Origin of the sequence: Grimontia marina (assembly GCF_900060185.1) — a bacterium.
GTDB lineage: Bacteria > Pseudomonadota > Gammaproteobacteria > Enterobacterales > Vibrionaceae > Enterovibrio > Enterovibrio marinus.
The window spans coordinates 26,146-40,320 of record NZ_FIZY01000044.1 but is presented as its reverse complement, the minus strand read 5'-3'; the positions used below and the strand labels follow the sequence as shown (position 1 = coordinate 40,320).

Annotated in this window: 15 protein-coding genes; 8 read left to right on the top strand and 7 right to left on the bottom strand. The window is 46.3% G+C overall.

Annotation, left to right across the window (positions count from 1 at the left end; translation table 11 throughout):
- A partial coding sequence (locus tag GMA8713_RS19075; RefSeq protein ID WP_157515690.1) for an IS630 family transposase occupies window positions 1-634 on the bottom strand: 634 nt, incomplete at its 3' end.
- 565 nt (window positions 635-1,199) lie between these two features.
- On the opposite strand from GMA8713_RS19075, the gene GMA8713_RS19070 reads away from it, so the two are divergent.
- From GMA8713_RS19070 to GMA8713_RS19055, 4 genes are read left to right on the top strand one after another with little or no spacing between them, the layout of a single operon-like run.
- Window positions 1,200-1,565: a DUF2753 family protein gene (locus GMA8713_RS19070; protein WP_062713236.1), complete on the top strand. Its 366-nt coding sequence runs from the start codon at window positions 1,200-1,202 to the stop codon at window positions 1,563-1,565.
- Between the two features lie 15 nt (window positions 1,566-1,580).
- Window positions 1,581-1,775, top strand: a complete 195-nt coding sequence (locus GMA8713_RS19065) for a hypothetical protein (protein WP_062713234.1) — start codon at window positions 1,581-1,583, stop codon at window positions 1,773-1,775.
- Window positions 1,776-1,779: 4 nt separating this feature from the next.
- Window positions 1,780-2,280 (top strand): superoxide dismutase, Ni, encoded by a 501-nt coding sequence (gene sodN / locus GMA8713_RS19060; RefSeq protein ID WP_062713233.1) that lies wholly within the window; start codon window positions 1,780-1,782, stop codon window positions 2,278-2,280.
- A gap of 46 nt (window positions 2,281-2,326) precedes the next feature.
- Window positions 2,327-2,623, top strand: a complete 297-nt coding sequence (locus GMA8713_RS19055; protein ID WP_062713231.1) for a S24/S26 family peptidase — start codon at window positions 2,327-2,329, stop codon at window positions 2,621-2,623.
- A gap of 23 nt (window positions 2,624-2,646) precedes the next feature.
- On the opposite strand, the gene GMA8713_RS19050 is transcribed toward GMA8713_RS19055, so the two are convergent.
- The 3 genes from GMA8713_RS19050 to GMA8713_RS19040 all read right to left on the bottom strand — a co-directional run bounded on the left by GMA8713_RS19050 (window position 2,647) and on the right by GMA8713_RS19040 (window position 4,764).
- The gene (locus GMA8713_RS19050) at window positions 2,647-3,177 is read right to left on the bottom strand and encodes a hypothetical protein (RefSeq protein WP_062713229.1); all 531 of its coding nucleotides are present in this window, start codon (window positions 3,175-3,177) and stop codon (window positions 2,647-2,649) included.
- Window positions 3,178-3,284: 107 nt separating this feature from the next.
- Window positions 3,285-3,992: a hypothetical protein gene (locus GMA8713_RS19045; protein WP_062713227.1), complete on the bottom strand. Its 708-nt coding sequence runs from the start codon at window positions 3,990-3,992 to the stop codon at window positions 3,285-3,287.
- 202 nt (window positions 3,993-4,194) lie between these two features.
- Window positions 4,195-4,764 carry a hypothetical protein gene (locus GMA8713_RS19040; RefSeq protein WP_062713225.1) on the bottom strand — a complete coding sequence of 190 codons (570 nt, stop codon included), beginning with the start codon at window positions 4,762-4,764 and terminating at the stop codon, window positions 4,195-4,197.
- A 489-nt stretch (window positions 4,765-5,253) separates the two neighbouring features.
- Here GMA8713_RS19040 and uvrB point away from each other — a divergent pair, with 489 nt between their 5' ends.
- Both uvrB and eptA read left to right on the top strand, forming a co-directional pair.
- Window positions 5,254-7,245: an excinuclease ABC subunit UvrB gene (gene uvrB, locus GMA8713_RS19025; RefSeq protein ID WP_062713219.1), complete on the top strand. Its 1,992-nt coding sequence runs from the start codon at window positions 5,254-5,256 to the stop codon at window positions 7,243-7,245.
- A gap of 147 nt (window positions 7,246-7,392) precedes the next feature.
- The gene (eptA, locus tag GMA8713_RS19020) at window positions 7,393-9,006 is read left to right on the top strand and encodes a phosphoethanolamine transferase EptA (protein ID WP_062713213.1); all 1,614 of its coding nucleotides are present in this window, start codon (window positions 7,393-7,395) and stop codon (window positions 9,004-9,006) included.
- On the opposite strand, the gene GMA8713_RS19015 is transcribed toward eptA, so the two are convergent.
- From GMA8713_RS19015 to GMA8713_RS19005, 3 genes are all read right to left on the bottom strand, one after another.
- Window positions 9,007-10,362: a hypothetical protein gene (locus tag GMA8713_RS19015; protein ID WP_232314492.1), complete on the bottom strand. Its 1,356-nt coding sequence runs from the start codon at window positions 10,360-10,362 to the stop codon at window positions 9,007-9,009.
- Window positions 10,352-10,894 (bottom strand): hypothetical protein, encoded by a 543-nt coding sequence (locus tag GMA8713_RS19010; RefSeq protein ID WP_062713206.1) that lies wholly within the window; start codon window positions 10,892-10,894, stop codon window positions 10,352-10,354. The genes GMA8713_RS19015 and GMA8713_RS19010 overlap by 11 nt, the downstream gene beginning before the upstream one ends.
- Before the next feature lie 318 nt (window positions 10,895-11,212).
- A complete protein-coding gene (locus GMA8713_RS19005; protein WP_062713204.1) occupies window positions 11,213-11,626 on the bottom strand; it encodes a VOC family protein in 414 nt (137 codons plus the stop codon).
- Window positions 11,627-11,805: 179 nt separating this feature from the next.
- Between GMA8713_RS19005 and GMA8713_RS19000 the strand changes: the two genes are divergently transcribed.
- Both GMA8713_RS19000 and GMA8713_RS18995 read left to right on the top strand, forming a co-directional pair.
- Entirely contained in the window at window positions 11,806-12,330 is a 525-nt protein-coding gene (locus GMA8713_RS19000; protein WP_062713202.1) for an RNA methyltransferase, read from the top strand.
- A gap of 428 nt (window positions 12,331-12,758) precedes the next feature.
- On the top strand, window positions 12,759-14,168 hold the full coding sequence (locus GMA8713_RS18995; RefSeq protein ID WP_062713200.1) for a hypothetical protein: 1,410 nt from the start codon (window positions 12,759-12,761) through the stop codon (window positions 14,166-14,168).
- Window positions 14,169-14,175: the final 7 nt, after the last annotated feature.

Genomic DNA, 14,175 nt, shown 5'->3' with positions numbered 1-14,175 from the left:
TGCAGTTCTGTCCCGGTGTGACCACTTTTTTCTGCTGGCCTTTTACCGTCCAGTCAGCCCCAATTTTGGGGTTAAGGTCGATATCAACTTCGTCTTCATAAAACACCGGATGGTCAACACTGCATTTCTCCAGCGCCTCACTTATCTGAGCGAGCTTTTCTTCCTTGTCAGGGTCTCGAATATTGAGGGTAGGTGCCGCCCTACGCCAGACGACCCCGATTTTCGGTAACCAACGCCTGACCGTAGAAGCCGCCACTGTACTTTGGAATACATCATTGAGCTGCATCGTTAAAAGCTCTGTACTCCAGCGGCTTCGCTGATAACCGAAATCCTGCGGGGAAAACTGAACCAGAATAGTCAGCATCGCACACATTTCGCTAACGGGAAGCGTTGGCGGTCTGCCAACAGGCAAAGCGTGCAGGGCATCCATACCACCTTGAGTAAACCAGTCAATCCACCTACCCACTGAGGAGCGGGCTGCACTGATAATACGGCAGACATCGACAATCGTTTTGCCTTCGTGGAGTTGCATGAGAGCAATAAGTCTGCGGGCATAATCCTTGTCCTTGGTAGTCTGTATCGCTTTTTTCATCCTACGACGTTCGCCACGAGGTATCGGTGCTATGATGGCCATCACTCAGTCCTTTTGTCGGTATGTTTCGGTTTGGCGATTGATCAGATCGCACAAAGCGGACTGAGTTTCTCTTATCTTTGAGATCTACTATTAGGAACAGCTATTTAGGTAGTACGCGTGGAGGTTACAATAACTTCCGTTGACATTTTCGTTGGAAAACAGCGTGGTTTGTTTCAAGCTTTCCAAATACGGTTTTATTACCTGACCGTCGCGAACGTCAGGTATTAATTGAGCAGAACAACTTACTTCTTTCGCAGTGGTGTTGAAAGACAGCAATAAGAGAAAGAAAACCAATACAAAACGAACCATCTGAAGCACCTGGCTGAGTAAAGGCTTCTTTAAGAATCAGCCAAGGAAGCCTTTAAATAAGTACGTATTCTGAGACGCTTCTATAACTTCCTTTTCCCTCCAAGCCCCACATACATCTCTTTTCCCCACTCTCGAATCTGCATCACATTTCGGGCATTCCATTTACTCTCTCTTTGGAACTGTCTTTACTTTCCACTTAAATCGATAATAATTATCACTTGCGAATAGTTATCATTAGTGATTGAGGCGCAGGGATATGAATGATTGGAGAAACTTGATATTGGCGGGGAACCAATACTTCGCCATTGATGAGATGGAGCATGCCGAAGACAACTACTTCGATGCCCTCACCTTGCTGGATGAGAACAGCGAGTCTCTGTTCACAGACCGTGAAAAGCTCTCAGCCTGGCTGGCCTGTCATCACAACCTCGCCACTGTTTATAAACAATCAGATCAATCTGAACTCGCCCGATTCCACCTTGAATCACCGCTGGAAATCATCGAAGTCCAGCTTAGAAAGGCCTCACCCGATCACCAGCATTTTGTCGAGCTACTCAAAGCTTACTCAGCCGGTCTCAGTGAATTGGTCGTGTTCAAACAATCTAGCCAACGCGCTGCCTGAGCGTCGGAGGAAACCATGTTCAAGAATGTCACTCTATTTGCCTTACTCTTTCTGTTCAGCTCAGAAGTGCTCGCCCACAAAGGCCACGACCACACGCATTGGACTGCTGATTTCATTCACTTTCTATGGCTAATGCCAATTCTGTTTGGCTGCGCACTTATCATCTTTGCGATCAATTACCTCGATAAGAAATCCCAGTCACGGAGATAACATTATGCTTCACGCTTTAATGGAACGCCTCGACCACACATTCTCTTTTGGCAGAGTCTCTGCCCACTGCGATATTCCCTGCAAAATCTATGATCCGGTTCATGCGCAAATCGCCGTGCTGACGATGATCCGTATGATTGACCTGCTCAACGAGCTGCCAGAACAAGATCTGACTAAACAGCAGAAAGCGACGTTTGCCCGCCTGATTGAACAGAAAGAAGAACATGGCAAAAAACTAAAAGAAGAAATCCGCATTATCTGGGGAGATTACTTCAAGCAACCTCAACTTGACCAGTTCCCAGAAATTCACTCCCTGACACATGAAATCATGATGTTGGCTTCCGTCGTTAAGCAGGAATCAGACAAAGACGCAGCACTGAAACTGTTGGATAAAGTCAATCAGTTTGCAGAGATATTCTGGGCGACCAAAGGTGTGAAAACCTTCACGGCAGACTGTCCCTATCTCCCCGAGTTGCCAACTGTGTATCCTGACCTCAAGCCCTAAATGCTTGAGGCGTTAAGGTACTTAACTTGATGTTTACTTGAGAAAGATGTTGAAGATTATGCGTGTCGCGGGCTCCTCGATGAGCCTAACACTCAACACAGACGATTACATTGTTGCCGTAAGACAGCCCACATGGTGGCCCAAGAAACGCGACCAGATTTATGTGTTTGATCACCCGAATATGGGATGGATGGTAAAACGGTTTCAGAAAACTACCCTTGGCAGTTTCATCACGTTCCGTGGCGATAACCCTCTCAGCATCAGCGAAGAAGCCATTGGCCCAATAGATAATAAACTGCCCTTATATCGCATGGTGATGCGTATTTCTGCTGATTCAGCATAGGGGTTCTTTCACAATCGGAGTCTTCAGAACTCCAGCACGCGGTTAAACACATAGCGGATATAGCCATCACGCATTACTGTACCCCGGGAAACAAATTCCACTGTCCAAAGCGGATAACTGCTCGATTCCAACCCCAGCGAGTCGACAAACTTCATTGCTTCTGATTGGGTAAACTCTTCTTCTCTCGGAAACATGTCAGCAATATCTTCTGTGGACTGATGCTCTGGCGCTTCAACACGGCAATGAAAAACGGTGTTAATCGGTTCGGGCTTGTATCGGAGAAATTTTGCGTAGAGTTTCGGATGGCTTTTGATGAACAAATCCAAATCGTGTTCAGCCTCACCTTTAACTGGGAACAACAAAGCAGGTGAGAAGAACTCCTGAGAGAAAGCTGCCTTGCCCGTGTCATCAATAAAACGCTTGGCGAATATCAGCGTTTTGTCTTCAAGTGCTTTGCGTGAAGGGCTAAACGCCTTAAAAAGCTCAATACGGTAGATCTGCCAAACACCAGATTGCGTGGTGAACACCCAGTCGCCTGTCTTAAATTCAAACATTCATACCTCTTTGGCTGTTTTTTCCAGCGCAAATTCCATTGTTAGCAATGCCCTCAATGCCACTTAAACCAATGCGACACGCTTGGCATTACTCTCGACAACCGATACTAATCTTCCCTTGGTTCGTCAGAGGATCGCATTACATCCTCATCACCGATGAGATATTGATAAGCAAAAGAGAGCGCAATCACCGCCAACACGGTCACATAGGCAATAACGATATTGGTGCCGACCAGCAAATAGATGGGTGATGATTCAGGTGCGATAAATACAATTAGCGCCATCACAGGAATAAAGATGACGCCAAAAATGAACGGTGCCAGCGCCACGACTAAGATCATCAACCAGGTTTTTTGCGCGCTTTTCTCCCAGGCATACAGGAACGAAACGCCCTTACCCATCGCAATGGCGGGAAAAACTAAACTGACGCGGCACCCAACAACCAGAGCAACTACCGCCAGTGTAATAAGCAGCATGCTTGCCCGATCCATCAGGTAATAACTGAGTAAATAGGGTAAGCCAAGCACAATGTAGTGAAGCCAAAACCAAATCTCGATTTTGCCAAAGGTAAATCGGCCGAATGTTGGTACAGAGTGAGGTCCAATCAGGACCACGCGATGCACATTAATCGCAATGATGGTATTGAGCACACTCCACAACAAGAAATCCACCCACTCCATCATTTGGCTTTCAAAATAGAAAGCGATGACTTCCAGCGCTACGCTCAAAAGAATCGGTATAATCGTCACGCGGAACAGTAGGCCTAAGTGCTTAAAAGCAAAGTTGAACGCCGAAGAAAGCACGTTTCCGAACATCGAAAGCCCCTTTTCAATCCTTTGAAAACTCGCTATGGCGACAAGCCATTACATTCTTTCACCAAACTATCGCAATTCTTCTTACAACTATCGCCCATAAATAAGACGTTAGGGTGAAATTAACTTCCTCGAAGCCGCTAATGAATAGGATTTAGCATAAGAGGCCTTCCCATTTACAGGGAAGACCGGAAAAAGCAGGACACTAATAATAGAGTGTATCTTCGTCGCTTAATCGAGGTGAACTCACCTGCCCGCCTGCACTTGGGTCAAGGTCGACCTGCAATGTCACTTCTTCTCGCTGCGGGCGCACAAAGGTCGCGTTTACACCCACAAAGGAATACGTGTTGCCAGGGAAAATCCCGCCGTTTCCTTTATAAGTGAAAGTATGATTCCCCCCGACTGAACTGTATTCCCAATCCGCATTGCTCACGTTACGTCCATTCAGGCTCGTCAGTGTTGGGTCGTAATCCACCCCAAAGTAATCCGCTGATGGCAACGAAAATTGCACAGGGTGAACGCCGTTGCTATCGACATTGTTAATCTCTCCTACAAACACTACAAAGCTCATGTCTGCTTCATCCACGCCGACAAAATTCGAAGAGCTGGTCTGAATACTGGTGACATAACTCGGCGGACTAAATGTAAGGAAAGGGAGCTTTTCTTCTGCTCTGGTCACTTGGCTCAATGACATGGATAACACGAAAATTGCCATCATCGTGCTATTACTTTTTATTGTTTGCAGGGTTTCGATAAAGCTCGAAAACTGACGCATATACATACCTCTTGGTAGTGCAGAAAATGCAGAAAGGTTGAAACCATGTTGAGACTGCATTTCCCACAAGGATCATACACCCAGCTAAAGGAACTAGCTGTGCTCGACGTATTGAAGCATTGGCAGACAGACTGTCATCCGTACTTCGAGGACGATGGAACCACCAGAAAAGGGGGCCTCACGCTGACCTCACCAACTGCTCAATTCAACAGACAAATTAAAGAAGGGGTTTAAGATTTTAAAGAGGGCAGGGCTGGGTTTAGGAGACTGATTTATCAAATCAAACAGTGACTACAAATCTGAGAAGTTTGTATGTTTGAGTACAAGAGTCTGTGCTTTTTTACCAAAAATTTCGCTTCGGACAATCCACAGCCCGACAAAGCGCCTTTACCCATCGTCATTCCCAAACCTAGCACACCATACGGTTTGACAGCTCCCTGCACGCCGCCCTTTACTTGATGATTACCTTTATTGACTAGGGAATCAGGCATGGGTCAGGAAATCTTTTTGCTTCACTCAAAGAACGCACCGGCCGGCGACCAGCCGGAAGCCATTGCCAAACTCATCGCCGGCATTGAGGAAGGCAAAACCCACCAGACACTCCAAGGGGTTACAGGGTCTGGCAAGACATTCACCATGGCAAACATTATTCACCGTTTGCAGCGCCCCACCCTTATCCTTGCCCATAACAAAACACTGGCAGCACAGCTGTACCATGAAATGTTGGCCTTTTTTCCCAAAAACGCAGTCGAGTATTTCGTCTCTTATTACGATTACTACCAGCCAGAGGTCTATATTCCTGGCAGTAACCGATTTATCAGAAAAGACTCCGCCATCAACGCACAGCTTGAGCGGCTGCGGCTTTCCACCACCAAAGCGCTAATTGAGCGAAAAGACGTGATTGTGGTGGCGTCGGTATCTTCCGTTTATGGCTTAGGCTCGCCAGAGGATTACCGCAGACTCCAGATTCCGCTTCAACCCGGAGACCGGTTGAACCTGACAACACTGGAGAATCAGTTGGCCAAACTTCACTACGAGCCCGGCGGTGAGCCTCTTTCTCGCGGGAGTTACCGCATCAGTCCGCATAAAGTGGATATCTTCCCGGCGGATTCTGAAAAAGATGCGATAGTGGTGATGCTCGACAATGCCCAAACCATTACTCAACTGCTGAGAGTGGACAACGCCACGGGCGACATTCTAGGTGACCTGGAACATTACCGTGTCTCACCAAAGACCCTCTATTCCACCTCGCCGGAACAAATTTCCCGCGCCTGCAAAGCGATAGAAGCCGAGCTTGAACAACGCACTGCCGAACTCAGTCGAAACCATCAAGTCGCAGAAGCAGCAAGACTTTTTGAGCGCACCACAAGGGATTTGGAGATGCTGCGCTTGCAAGGTTACTGCGGGGGGATTGAAAACTACGCGTCATATCTGACTGGCCGAGACCCCAGCCTGCCGCCTACCACCCTGATGGACTATCTCCCCAAGGGGGGCCTGCTGTTTATTGATGAATCCCATGTCATGGTGCCGCAGATCCATGCCATGTATAAAGGTGATCAAAGCCGAAAAGACACGCTGATTGATTACGGCTTCCGCCTGCCTTCTGCCAAATTCAATCGCCCTCTCGCCTTTGAAGAGTTTGAAGAGTTTGAGAAGATAAAGCCGCAGACCATTTTTGTCTCCGCGACACCCGGCGACTATGAAGTAAAACGCTCCGGTGGTGTCGTTGTCGATCAAGTGATCCGCCCAACTGGACTGCTGGATCCTGAAATCGAGATAGTCCCGTTAGCAAAAACCCAGGAAGACCTGCTGAACCGCATTCGAACCTGTATTGAACGCCAAGAAAGGGTGTTAGTCACGACGCTCAGCAAACACAGTGCAGAAGCCCTTTATCAGCAATACACAGAAGAGGGGATTCGCTGCCAGTACATTCACAGTGACGTTAAAACCGAAGATCGCGTTGAGATTATTCGCCAGCTGCGACGCGGCGAATTGGATGTGCTGATTGGTATCAACCTGCTAAGAGAGGGGCTGGATATTCCTGAAGCATCTTTGGTTGCAATACTCGAAGCGGATCATGCCGGCTTTTTGCGTTCCACCGAGGCGCTCATCCAAATTATTGGCCGCGCGGCCCGCAATGCCAATGGTAAAGCCGTACTCTATGCCGACAAAATTACCCCCGCCATGAAAAGCGCGATGGATGAATCCAACCGCCGTAGGGCAAAACAGACCGCCTATAACGAAGCACATCAACTGCAGCCTAAGAGCTCAAACCGGACGATTGACCCGACAGTAAACACCCCCATAGAAAACAAAGACCCGTCTATGTGTTCCACGCTTGAAGAGCTTTGCCATCGCATCACGCACACTGAGCGAGAGTTGTTCAGGCTTTGCTCAGAAAAAGATGCAGAAAAACGCGCTGACACCGATGCGCTGCGGCAGGAGCTTGATGCCCTGTATCGACAATATATTTTTATGTAGCGGCACAGCTCGTTTCAGCGGCAGGGACAAAAACAAGGAACAGATCCAGTGATAACGCCGGGTGACTGTTCCTTTTAACCTTACATTTAAACCATGACTGTGCAAGAATAACCACCAATGTGATATGCCTCTCATTGTGGTACCCATATGAAGCGCCAGATCCCTCTCTTTCTGTTCACACTGATCGTCGCTCTCTTCTTCGCGTCGGCGCAAAATATCGCGCTTTGGCAGCATTTAGTCAGCATATTGAATACCAACATTCATACCGACTCAGGCTTTCTCTTCTCTATTCCTGTTCTTATCACCATGCTGTGCTTTGCGCTGTTTGCCTTGCTAATTTGGCCGTGGATATACAAACCCTTGTTGATTGCACTGCTGCTCTTTTCCACGCTCGCCTCATACGCCATGGTCTCGTATGGGCAGTATTTCAACTACAGCATGATTATTAATGTCTTTGAGACCAACCAAAGCGAAGCAACCAGTTACCTTTCCTTCTCGCTGCTCTTCTGGTTGGTGTGTCTGTTTGTCATTCCCACCTTTGTCGTCGCCAAAGCAAAAGTGCGCTTCCCCGCATCAGTTAAATCACTGCTGCTTCAAAAGCTGGTAATGCTGATTGTCGCCATTGGTGTCACTGGCGTTATCGCCTCGCTCTATTACAAAGACTATGCTGCGCTTGTCAGGAACAACAGTGAAATCAAAGCGCTGATCAACCCGACGAATTACCTCAGTGCGTCATTCCGGTATGCCAAATACCGACTCTATGAGAAAGACATCCCCTTCCAGACACTCGGGACCGATGCCAAAGACACACGAAACACAGGCACACCCAATGTGATTGTACTGGTCGTGGGCGAAACATCGCGCTCCATAAACTACTCGCTCAATGGTTACGAAAGAAATACCAATCCGAGGCTATCAAAAGAAAACGTGATCAGTTTTCAGCACGTGACCTCATGCGGAACCGCCACGGCGGTGTCGGTTCCCTGCATGTTTTCCATCATGACTCATGACACGTACAACGCGACCACAGCCAGACATCAGGAAGGCGTTTTGGATGTGTTAAAACATGCGAAGGTGAATGTCAGTTGGATTGATAACGATGGCGGGTGCAAAGGGGTTTGCGATCGAATTGAACACCTGAGCATTGATCCTAAATCCTTTAAAGAGGATTGCGCTCACGGCAGTTGCTATGACAGCGTATTGCTCAATGGCCTCGCCGACAGAGTGAAAAATGCCAATGGAGACACAGTGATTGTCTTGCACCTGATAGGCAGTCACGGCCCAACCTACTTTGAGCGATATCCGCCTGAATTCCGCGTCTTTACACCAACCTGTGACACGGCAGATATTCAAAACTGTAGCCGTCAGCAAGTGCTGAACACCTATGACAACACCATTGTTTATACCGATTACGTGCTCAGTCAGGTGATTGATATTTTAGATAAATATGACAACTCCCACCAAACAGCCATGTTGTATTTATCCGATCATGGGGAGTCACTGGGTGAAGATGGAATCTATCTGCACGGACTGCCCTATGGCATTGCGCCGGAAGAGCAAACATCCGTCCCGATGATCCTTTGGATGTCACCCTCTTTCCAAAACGGCCATAAGGTTGATCAAACCTGCTTGAAACAGAACGCCAAAGACATTTCCTACTCTCAGGACAACCTGTTCCACACACTGCTCGGAATGGCATCAGTATCGACTAGGGCTTATCAGCCAAGCTTGGATATGCTGCATCAATGCAAGAAGTTATGATTAATCAGGCTGTTTGGCTCGGCTTATCGTCGTCGTGTATTTGTTGGTGTCCTCATTTTTGGAAATATTCACATCAAACAAATAGTCAGATGGAAAATCTCCTGTTGGGTCGCTCTCAAGCTTGATAGAAGTGGTGCCAAGAACACCTTCGTCCCAAGTCGCCACCTGAACAGTGACAGTGCTTCCTTTAGCCAAAGTATAATTGGAAACCGCAATTTGGTAGGTGCCTGTTTGCAGCTCTTCAGTATCGCAAGAGGCATGATAGTAGAGCGGTTTTTTCCTAAAGATATTGTCATCAAAAATCAGTTCACCGCTTGTCCCTTCCGGGTTGTTGAGACCCACTTCAGTGCCATCCGGTTCAATAACAATTAGGTTGGCCGCACCCCGACCTTCCATAGTGAGCGTTGCGGTAAAGAAACCAAACAAGGATTGCATTTCGGGCGAGGGGATCTCCGACAGCGCGGAATTGATATGGCGTTTTACCCTTTTTGACACATTAACGCCGGGGTTGACGTATATCTCTATAAAGCCGTGGCCTTTGAAATCTCTCGACCCATTGGCGCCGGCGGGACGGAAGGCATAACCGGCCATATTGTCAGTATTCGGTGGCACGGTACCAACCAATCTCAGCGCATTGATGACCAAATCGAGGTCGCCCAGAGTATGCTTTCCCCTCAATGTGGGTGAAGCGGGAGCTACATGAACCGCTTTAACATGCTCATCAGTCAGCGCAGGTAAGGCATGGTCATAGGCAGGATTTACAAAAAGGTTACCTTGCGAGTGCGCAACCAAAACGAGCGATTTTCCTTCACTCATCCAGGTGTCTATTTTGGTACGGTGCTCTGCGTAATTCACTTCTGTCGGTGGGTTTGATGCCACAGCGGAAAGGTTACCGACGATAAAGGACATCAGCCATTTTCTAAACGTTTCTTCAGCGTCGAACACTACAGCGACAGCACTGGTGACTTTCGACCACCAGCCACCATCGCCCTGCATCGCTTCAAAGAAATATTCGTAGCGTCCGCTCAGTGCACCATCTGATTCTTCCAATAACCTTTGTTCAAAGGTTTCCATAACATCTTTTAAAAAGCCTTCACTTGTGTTGTAGAGCATCTCATACGATATTTTTTCACCGTTAGGCGCCATATCACCATGAATCTTACTGAGTTGCTTCATCGACATAAATGCGTTGTCAGGCGTGTTAAGAATCCCATTAAAGAAGGCGACGACAACGCCTTTTCTTTCGCAGATGTTGGTGCTGACCTCTTCCTCCTCAGCCGATGCAGGAACACTGAACAAGACAGCAGCCATTAACAAACTGGAGCTAAACGGAAAATAAAAAGACTTAACGTTCACAAGTGTCTCCTACTGGCAAAGCCCAAGAGGTGCCATCTAATGCTTCGCTGAAAGTCAAGTATTCCAGTAATCGGAGTTTGGTATTGAATGTGGCGGATTTAATTTCCAGCGACACTCTTGCCGGCCCAATTGTGCCGTTTTCACCATCAAACTGGTCGAAAAGACAATTTAAAGCGCGAGAAAGAGTTTGGTTGGCGGCTTTCACCGCTAGAATGTCAGATTTATCGACCGCTAGTGTCTGTTGGAATGCTTTCGCCGATTGTGTGGCAGCAGCCTGCTGATTGGGCACCGGATAGCTTCTACCGATAAAACTATCGATGTCATCTCTCACACCATTATTGTTCTGATCACTGCCCATTAGATCAGTGCCGCGTTCGAGCTTGGGGATCTCACCCTTTTGTTCGAGTTGGAGAATGGCATTTGAAGATCCGTTCGGGTTATCAGAAGGTGGGGAGTTCCCTGTTGAGCCATCGTTGTCACCGCCACACCCCACCAGCAATATAGGTAATAACCAGTGCAAACATCTTTTCATTTGTTCTCTCCTGATGATAGCTGCATTTTTGTGACGACTGGATGCACAGTTTTAACCATGCACACTGAAAAGCACCTACGACGATGAAAGAAAGATTTCATACTTTTTATTGCAACATACCCAGGGATCCGAACACGTCTTATTATCAAGAATTCATTTTATATATCAGATGCATTTAGATGGACTTATGTCCTCCTCTTTACTAGGGAGAAAAGATATAGCGGGGAATTCGAAGTATTTGGGTTTGTAGGCGACCCATCAGTTCCGCATCTTACCCGTCATGGAAGTTATCGCTGAAACGCTATCGGCGCGGTGAATTTAAACTTTTTCTACCCGGCATCTTAGCTCCACCACATTGCCTTCCGGGTCCTCTAGGTAGATGGAATTGCCATATCCTTGTGCGCCATATCGACGGGCAAAATCCTCATGGGTAACTCCGCGTGCGTCGAGGTACTCAAGGATACTTTGTTCACTCGCGGCTTTAATCTGAAGGCAGAAATGATCCACATTGCGCTCTGATTGTGTCGGCGCGCCACCGCCAAGCTTACCCAGGTGGCTCTCCACCGGGACAATGTCAACTAAAGCATTGCCCGCCCGTAATTGGGTTAATCCCGTTTCCGGCGGAGTTTCGCGTTCTACCACGCAACCCAGTACGTCAGAATAAAATCTAAGCATTTCATTTAGCTTGGTCGTTCGCAATACTATGTGGTCGATGGCCAACACTTGGATCATCGTACCGCTCCTTTCGGTTATTTAGTGATAACTCATTAATCATAGGAAATCGCTCTATCCTCACAACTTTGTCGGATAACGATGCGATATGGACTTCACTACCCGCCTGCAATATTTGCTAGAATGCAGTCCTTCCAGACTTTGCCTGTAGTAAAAACTCGCACAGAGAGATGCATTTCATGACAGAAACACACGTAATCATTGGTCTCATTAACCCCAAAAGCCCAACCAATGTGGGAGGCGTGATGCGTGCAGCCGGATGCTACCAAGCAGACAGCGTCGTCTATACAGGTGAGCGATATGACCGCGCAGCAAGGTTCTATACCGACACTCAGGATGCGATGGAGAGCATTCCGCTAACGAATGTCGACAGCATGTTTGATAACCTCCCATCAGACATGAAAGTGGTGTGCGTGGAACTTGCACTGGGCGCCACGCCCCTTCCTGAGTTTGAACACCCCGAGAAAGCCATTTATGTTTTCGGGCCTGAAGATCACTCATTGCATCAATCCATTGCAGACAGAGCCGATCACGTTGTGTATGTCCCGACAGTTGGCTGCATGAACCTCGCCGCAACGGTAAACGTTGTGTTGTACGACCGTTTAGCTAAGTCTGGCACCACAGTTGCCGGAGATGACTTGATTCGCCAAAGCCGTGATAGCCGTAACCGTCTTCAGGTAAAATCTTCCGCTGAGACGGTATAAACTCTCGCCTAGATAAGGACGGGCTGTTAAATGACAGTCTTTTCTATACCAAACAGACCGAAGATGCAGGGCTCAGGCTGTTTGGGTATAGAGCCAACCTGTTTTAGGGACTGGACAACAAGAGGAAATCCGGAAAAATCACGTCAATATCGTCCCTGCCCTTCTCTACTTCCCCTCCTTTATCGTTCAAATATTCACCAAAGTCTCTATCTGATCAAAAGAACATCTTTACTAGGCATAGATGTATGCTTTAACATACATAAATGCATATATATCTATGCATATCTATATAGTAAAACATATAACGGAGACTGAACTTTATTGAAAGAGTCGCTATTAATATAGTTCTCCCTCCTCACAATAAAAATTTCACATTCATATAAACATAATTAATAGATAGAAATTAACTTCAGCACATTAGGAAAATTATGAAAAACAAAAAACCATTATTTTCATTATTACCGCTTGCATTTTTTTGCCAAGGAAGTCTAGCTAAAAATGTATTTGAAGATTCGCATAACTTGCAAAAAGTTACTCCAATTTGTGTTCACCCCAATCAACAGAGATTTATATCTCTCGAAGGGGAAGATAAGACGCTAAATATCGGATTTCACTCATTAATAAATTTAAATAATGAGACAAAGTATGGTATTGACTATACTGAAATAGATGATAGTCAATATAATTTATGGTCAGTTAAGTGTCCGGATGAATACCTGCTTGAAGCATACTTACCTACAGTTGATACTCGAACCATCTTTAAAGTCATTGACAAAAAAGAAGGTATGCAATTCGCTCCAGGGGTTTCAGTAAATAGGATAAAAAATGGCTCTAGTAATGAATACGAGATTTTATCACTAGCTTATGATGTATTAAGAAAACTTGCGGTTAACCGAGTTGACGAAGATGTAAGACGTTTCCTAGAAGATGGAAATAATCATTACACTATTAACTTGACCACATTACAGGACGAAAAAGGCAGTTTTGTCGACTTTCAGGAAAAGCGGATCCAGATTAATTTACTAGAACTGGGAATGCCATACCTAAATATAAATCAACTTGAAAGTGAATTTACACTTCAGCGACTTATTACTCATGAAATAGTTCATGCATCAGCAGAACCCGGCACCTCGGAGGAAGACGTCATCAGGAGAACCAATCTTCTTCTATCTGATTGTGAATATAATGACGAGCCGAGAATGCCAGTTTCGGGTAGCGATAACAATAACTCCCGCTATGCTTTCGTCCAAGCAAGTGCACCACCGACGCCTAGTCAAAGATTTAACGCATTTTTTAATAGACCAACCAAAGAATTCGTCAGTGACCCATTTATGTGGCTAAGTGCTATTTTTAGTGCCCCCTCTTTTGCTGGAGTATCAATGAGCATTTCAAGAATAGCGACTCGTGCTGCTATGCCACGAATCCCTTATCAGCCAATTGGGAGAACAAATATTTTACCAAGAACTAACTCTGTTTCTTCTATAAATAGTTTGTCTTCATCTATCGCTAGCAGTTATTCATCGAGTATCGAGACAGCTTCGATCGAAACACTTAGTTCATCATCTAGCGTTGAAACAGCATCAATAGAGACACTTTCATCTAATACCGAACTAGACGGTTTAGGTGATGGACCAATGTCACTTAAAGAGCAACAAGCTTTCGTTAATAAGGTTGATGAAGACTTAGAGGCTTTATCAATTGAACCGCATAAAAAAATATCGATACAGTTCAAATTGAGCCCTACGGCACATTACTTGAATCAAGCTCCAGATATAGCGCGCCAGTTCTTGCGTGGCGAAATTACTGTGATGGAACTTTATAACCAAATGCCGCTGTAATCTAAAT

Coding starts and splice junctions, on each gene's coding strand:
- GMA8713_RS19055 (WP_062713231.1), top strand. CDS start 2,327: ATGTTGAAGATTATGCGTGTCGCGGGCTCCTCGATGAGCCTAACACTC.
- uvrB (WP_062713219.1), top strand. CDS start 5,254: ATGGGTCAGGAAATCTTTTTGCTTCACTCAAAGAACGCACCGGCCGGC.
- GMA8713_RS19010 (WP_062713206.1), bottom strand. CDS start 10,894: ATGAAAAGATGTTTGCACTGGTTATTACCTATATTGCTGGTGGGGTGT.
- GMA8713_RS19040 (WP_062713225.1), bottom strand. CDS start 4,764: ATGCGTCAGTTTTCGAGCTTTATCGAAACCCTGCAAACAATAAAAAGT.
- GMA8713_RS19000 (WP_062713202.1), top strand. CDS start 11,806: ATGACAGAAACACACGTAATCATTGGTCTCATTAACCCCAAAAGCCCA.
- GMA8713_RS18995 (WP_062713200.1), top strand. CDS start 12,759: ATGAAAAACAAAAAACCATTATTTTCATTATTACCGCTTGCATTTTTT.
- eptA (WP_062713213.1), top strand. CDS start 7,393: ATGAAGCGCCAGATCCCTCTCTTTCTGTTCACACTGATCGTCGCTCTC.
- GMA8713_RS19005 (WP_062713204.1), bottom strand. CDS start 11,626: ATGATCCAAGTGTTGGCCATCGACCACATAGTATTGCGAACGACCAAG.
- GMA8713_RS19065 (WP_062713234.1), top strand. CDS start 1,581: ATGTTCAAGAATGTCACTCTATTTGCCTTACTCTTTCTGTTCAGCTCA.
- GMA8713_RS19070 (WP_062713236.1), top strand. CDS start 1,200: ATGAATGATTGGAGAAACTTGATATTGGCGGGGAACCAATACTTCGCC.
- GMA8713_RS19050 (WP_062713229.1), bottom strand. CDS start 3,177: ATGTTTGAATTTAAGACAGGCGACTGGGTGTTCACCACGCAATCTGGT.
- GMA8713_RS19045 (WP_062713227.1), bottom strand. CDS start 3,992: ATGTTCGGAAACGTGCTTTCTTCGGCGTTCAACTTTGCTTTTAAGCAC.
- sodN (WP_062713233.1), top strand. CDS start 1,780: ATGCTTCACGCTTTAATGGAACGCCTCGACCACACATTCTCTTTTGGC.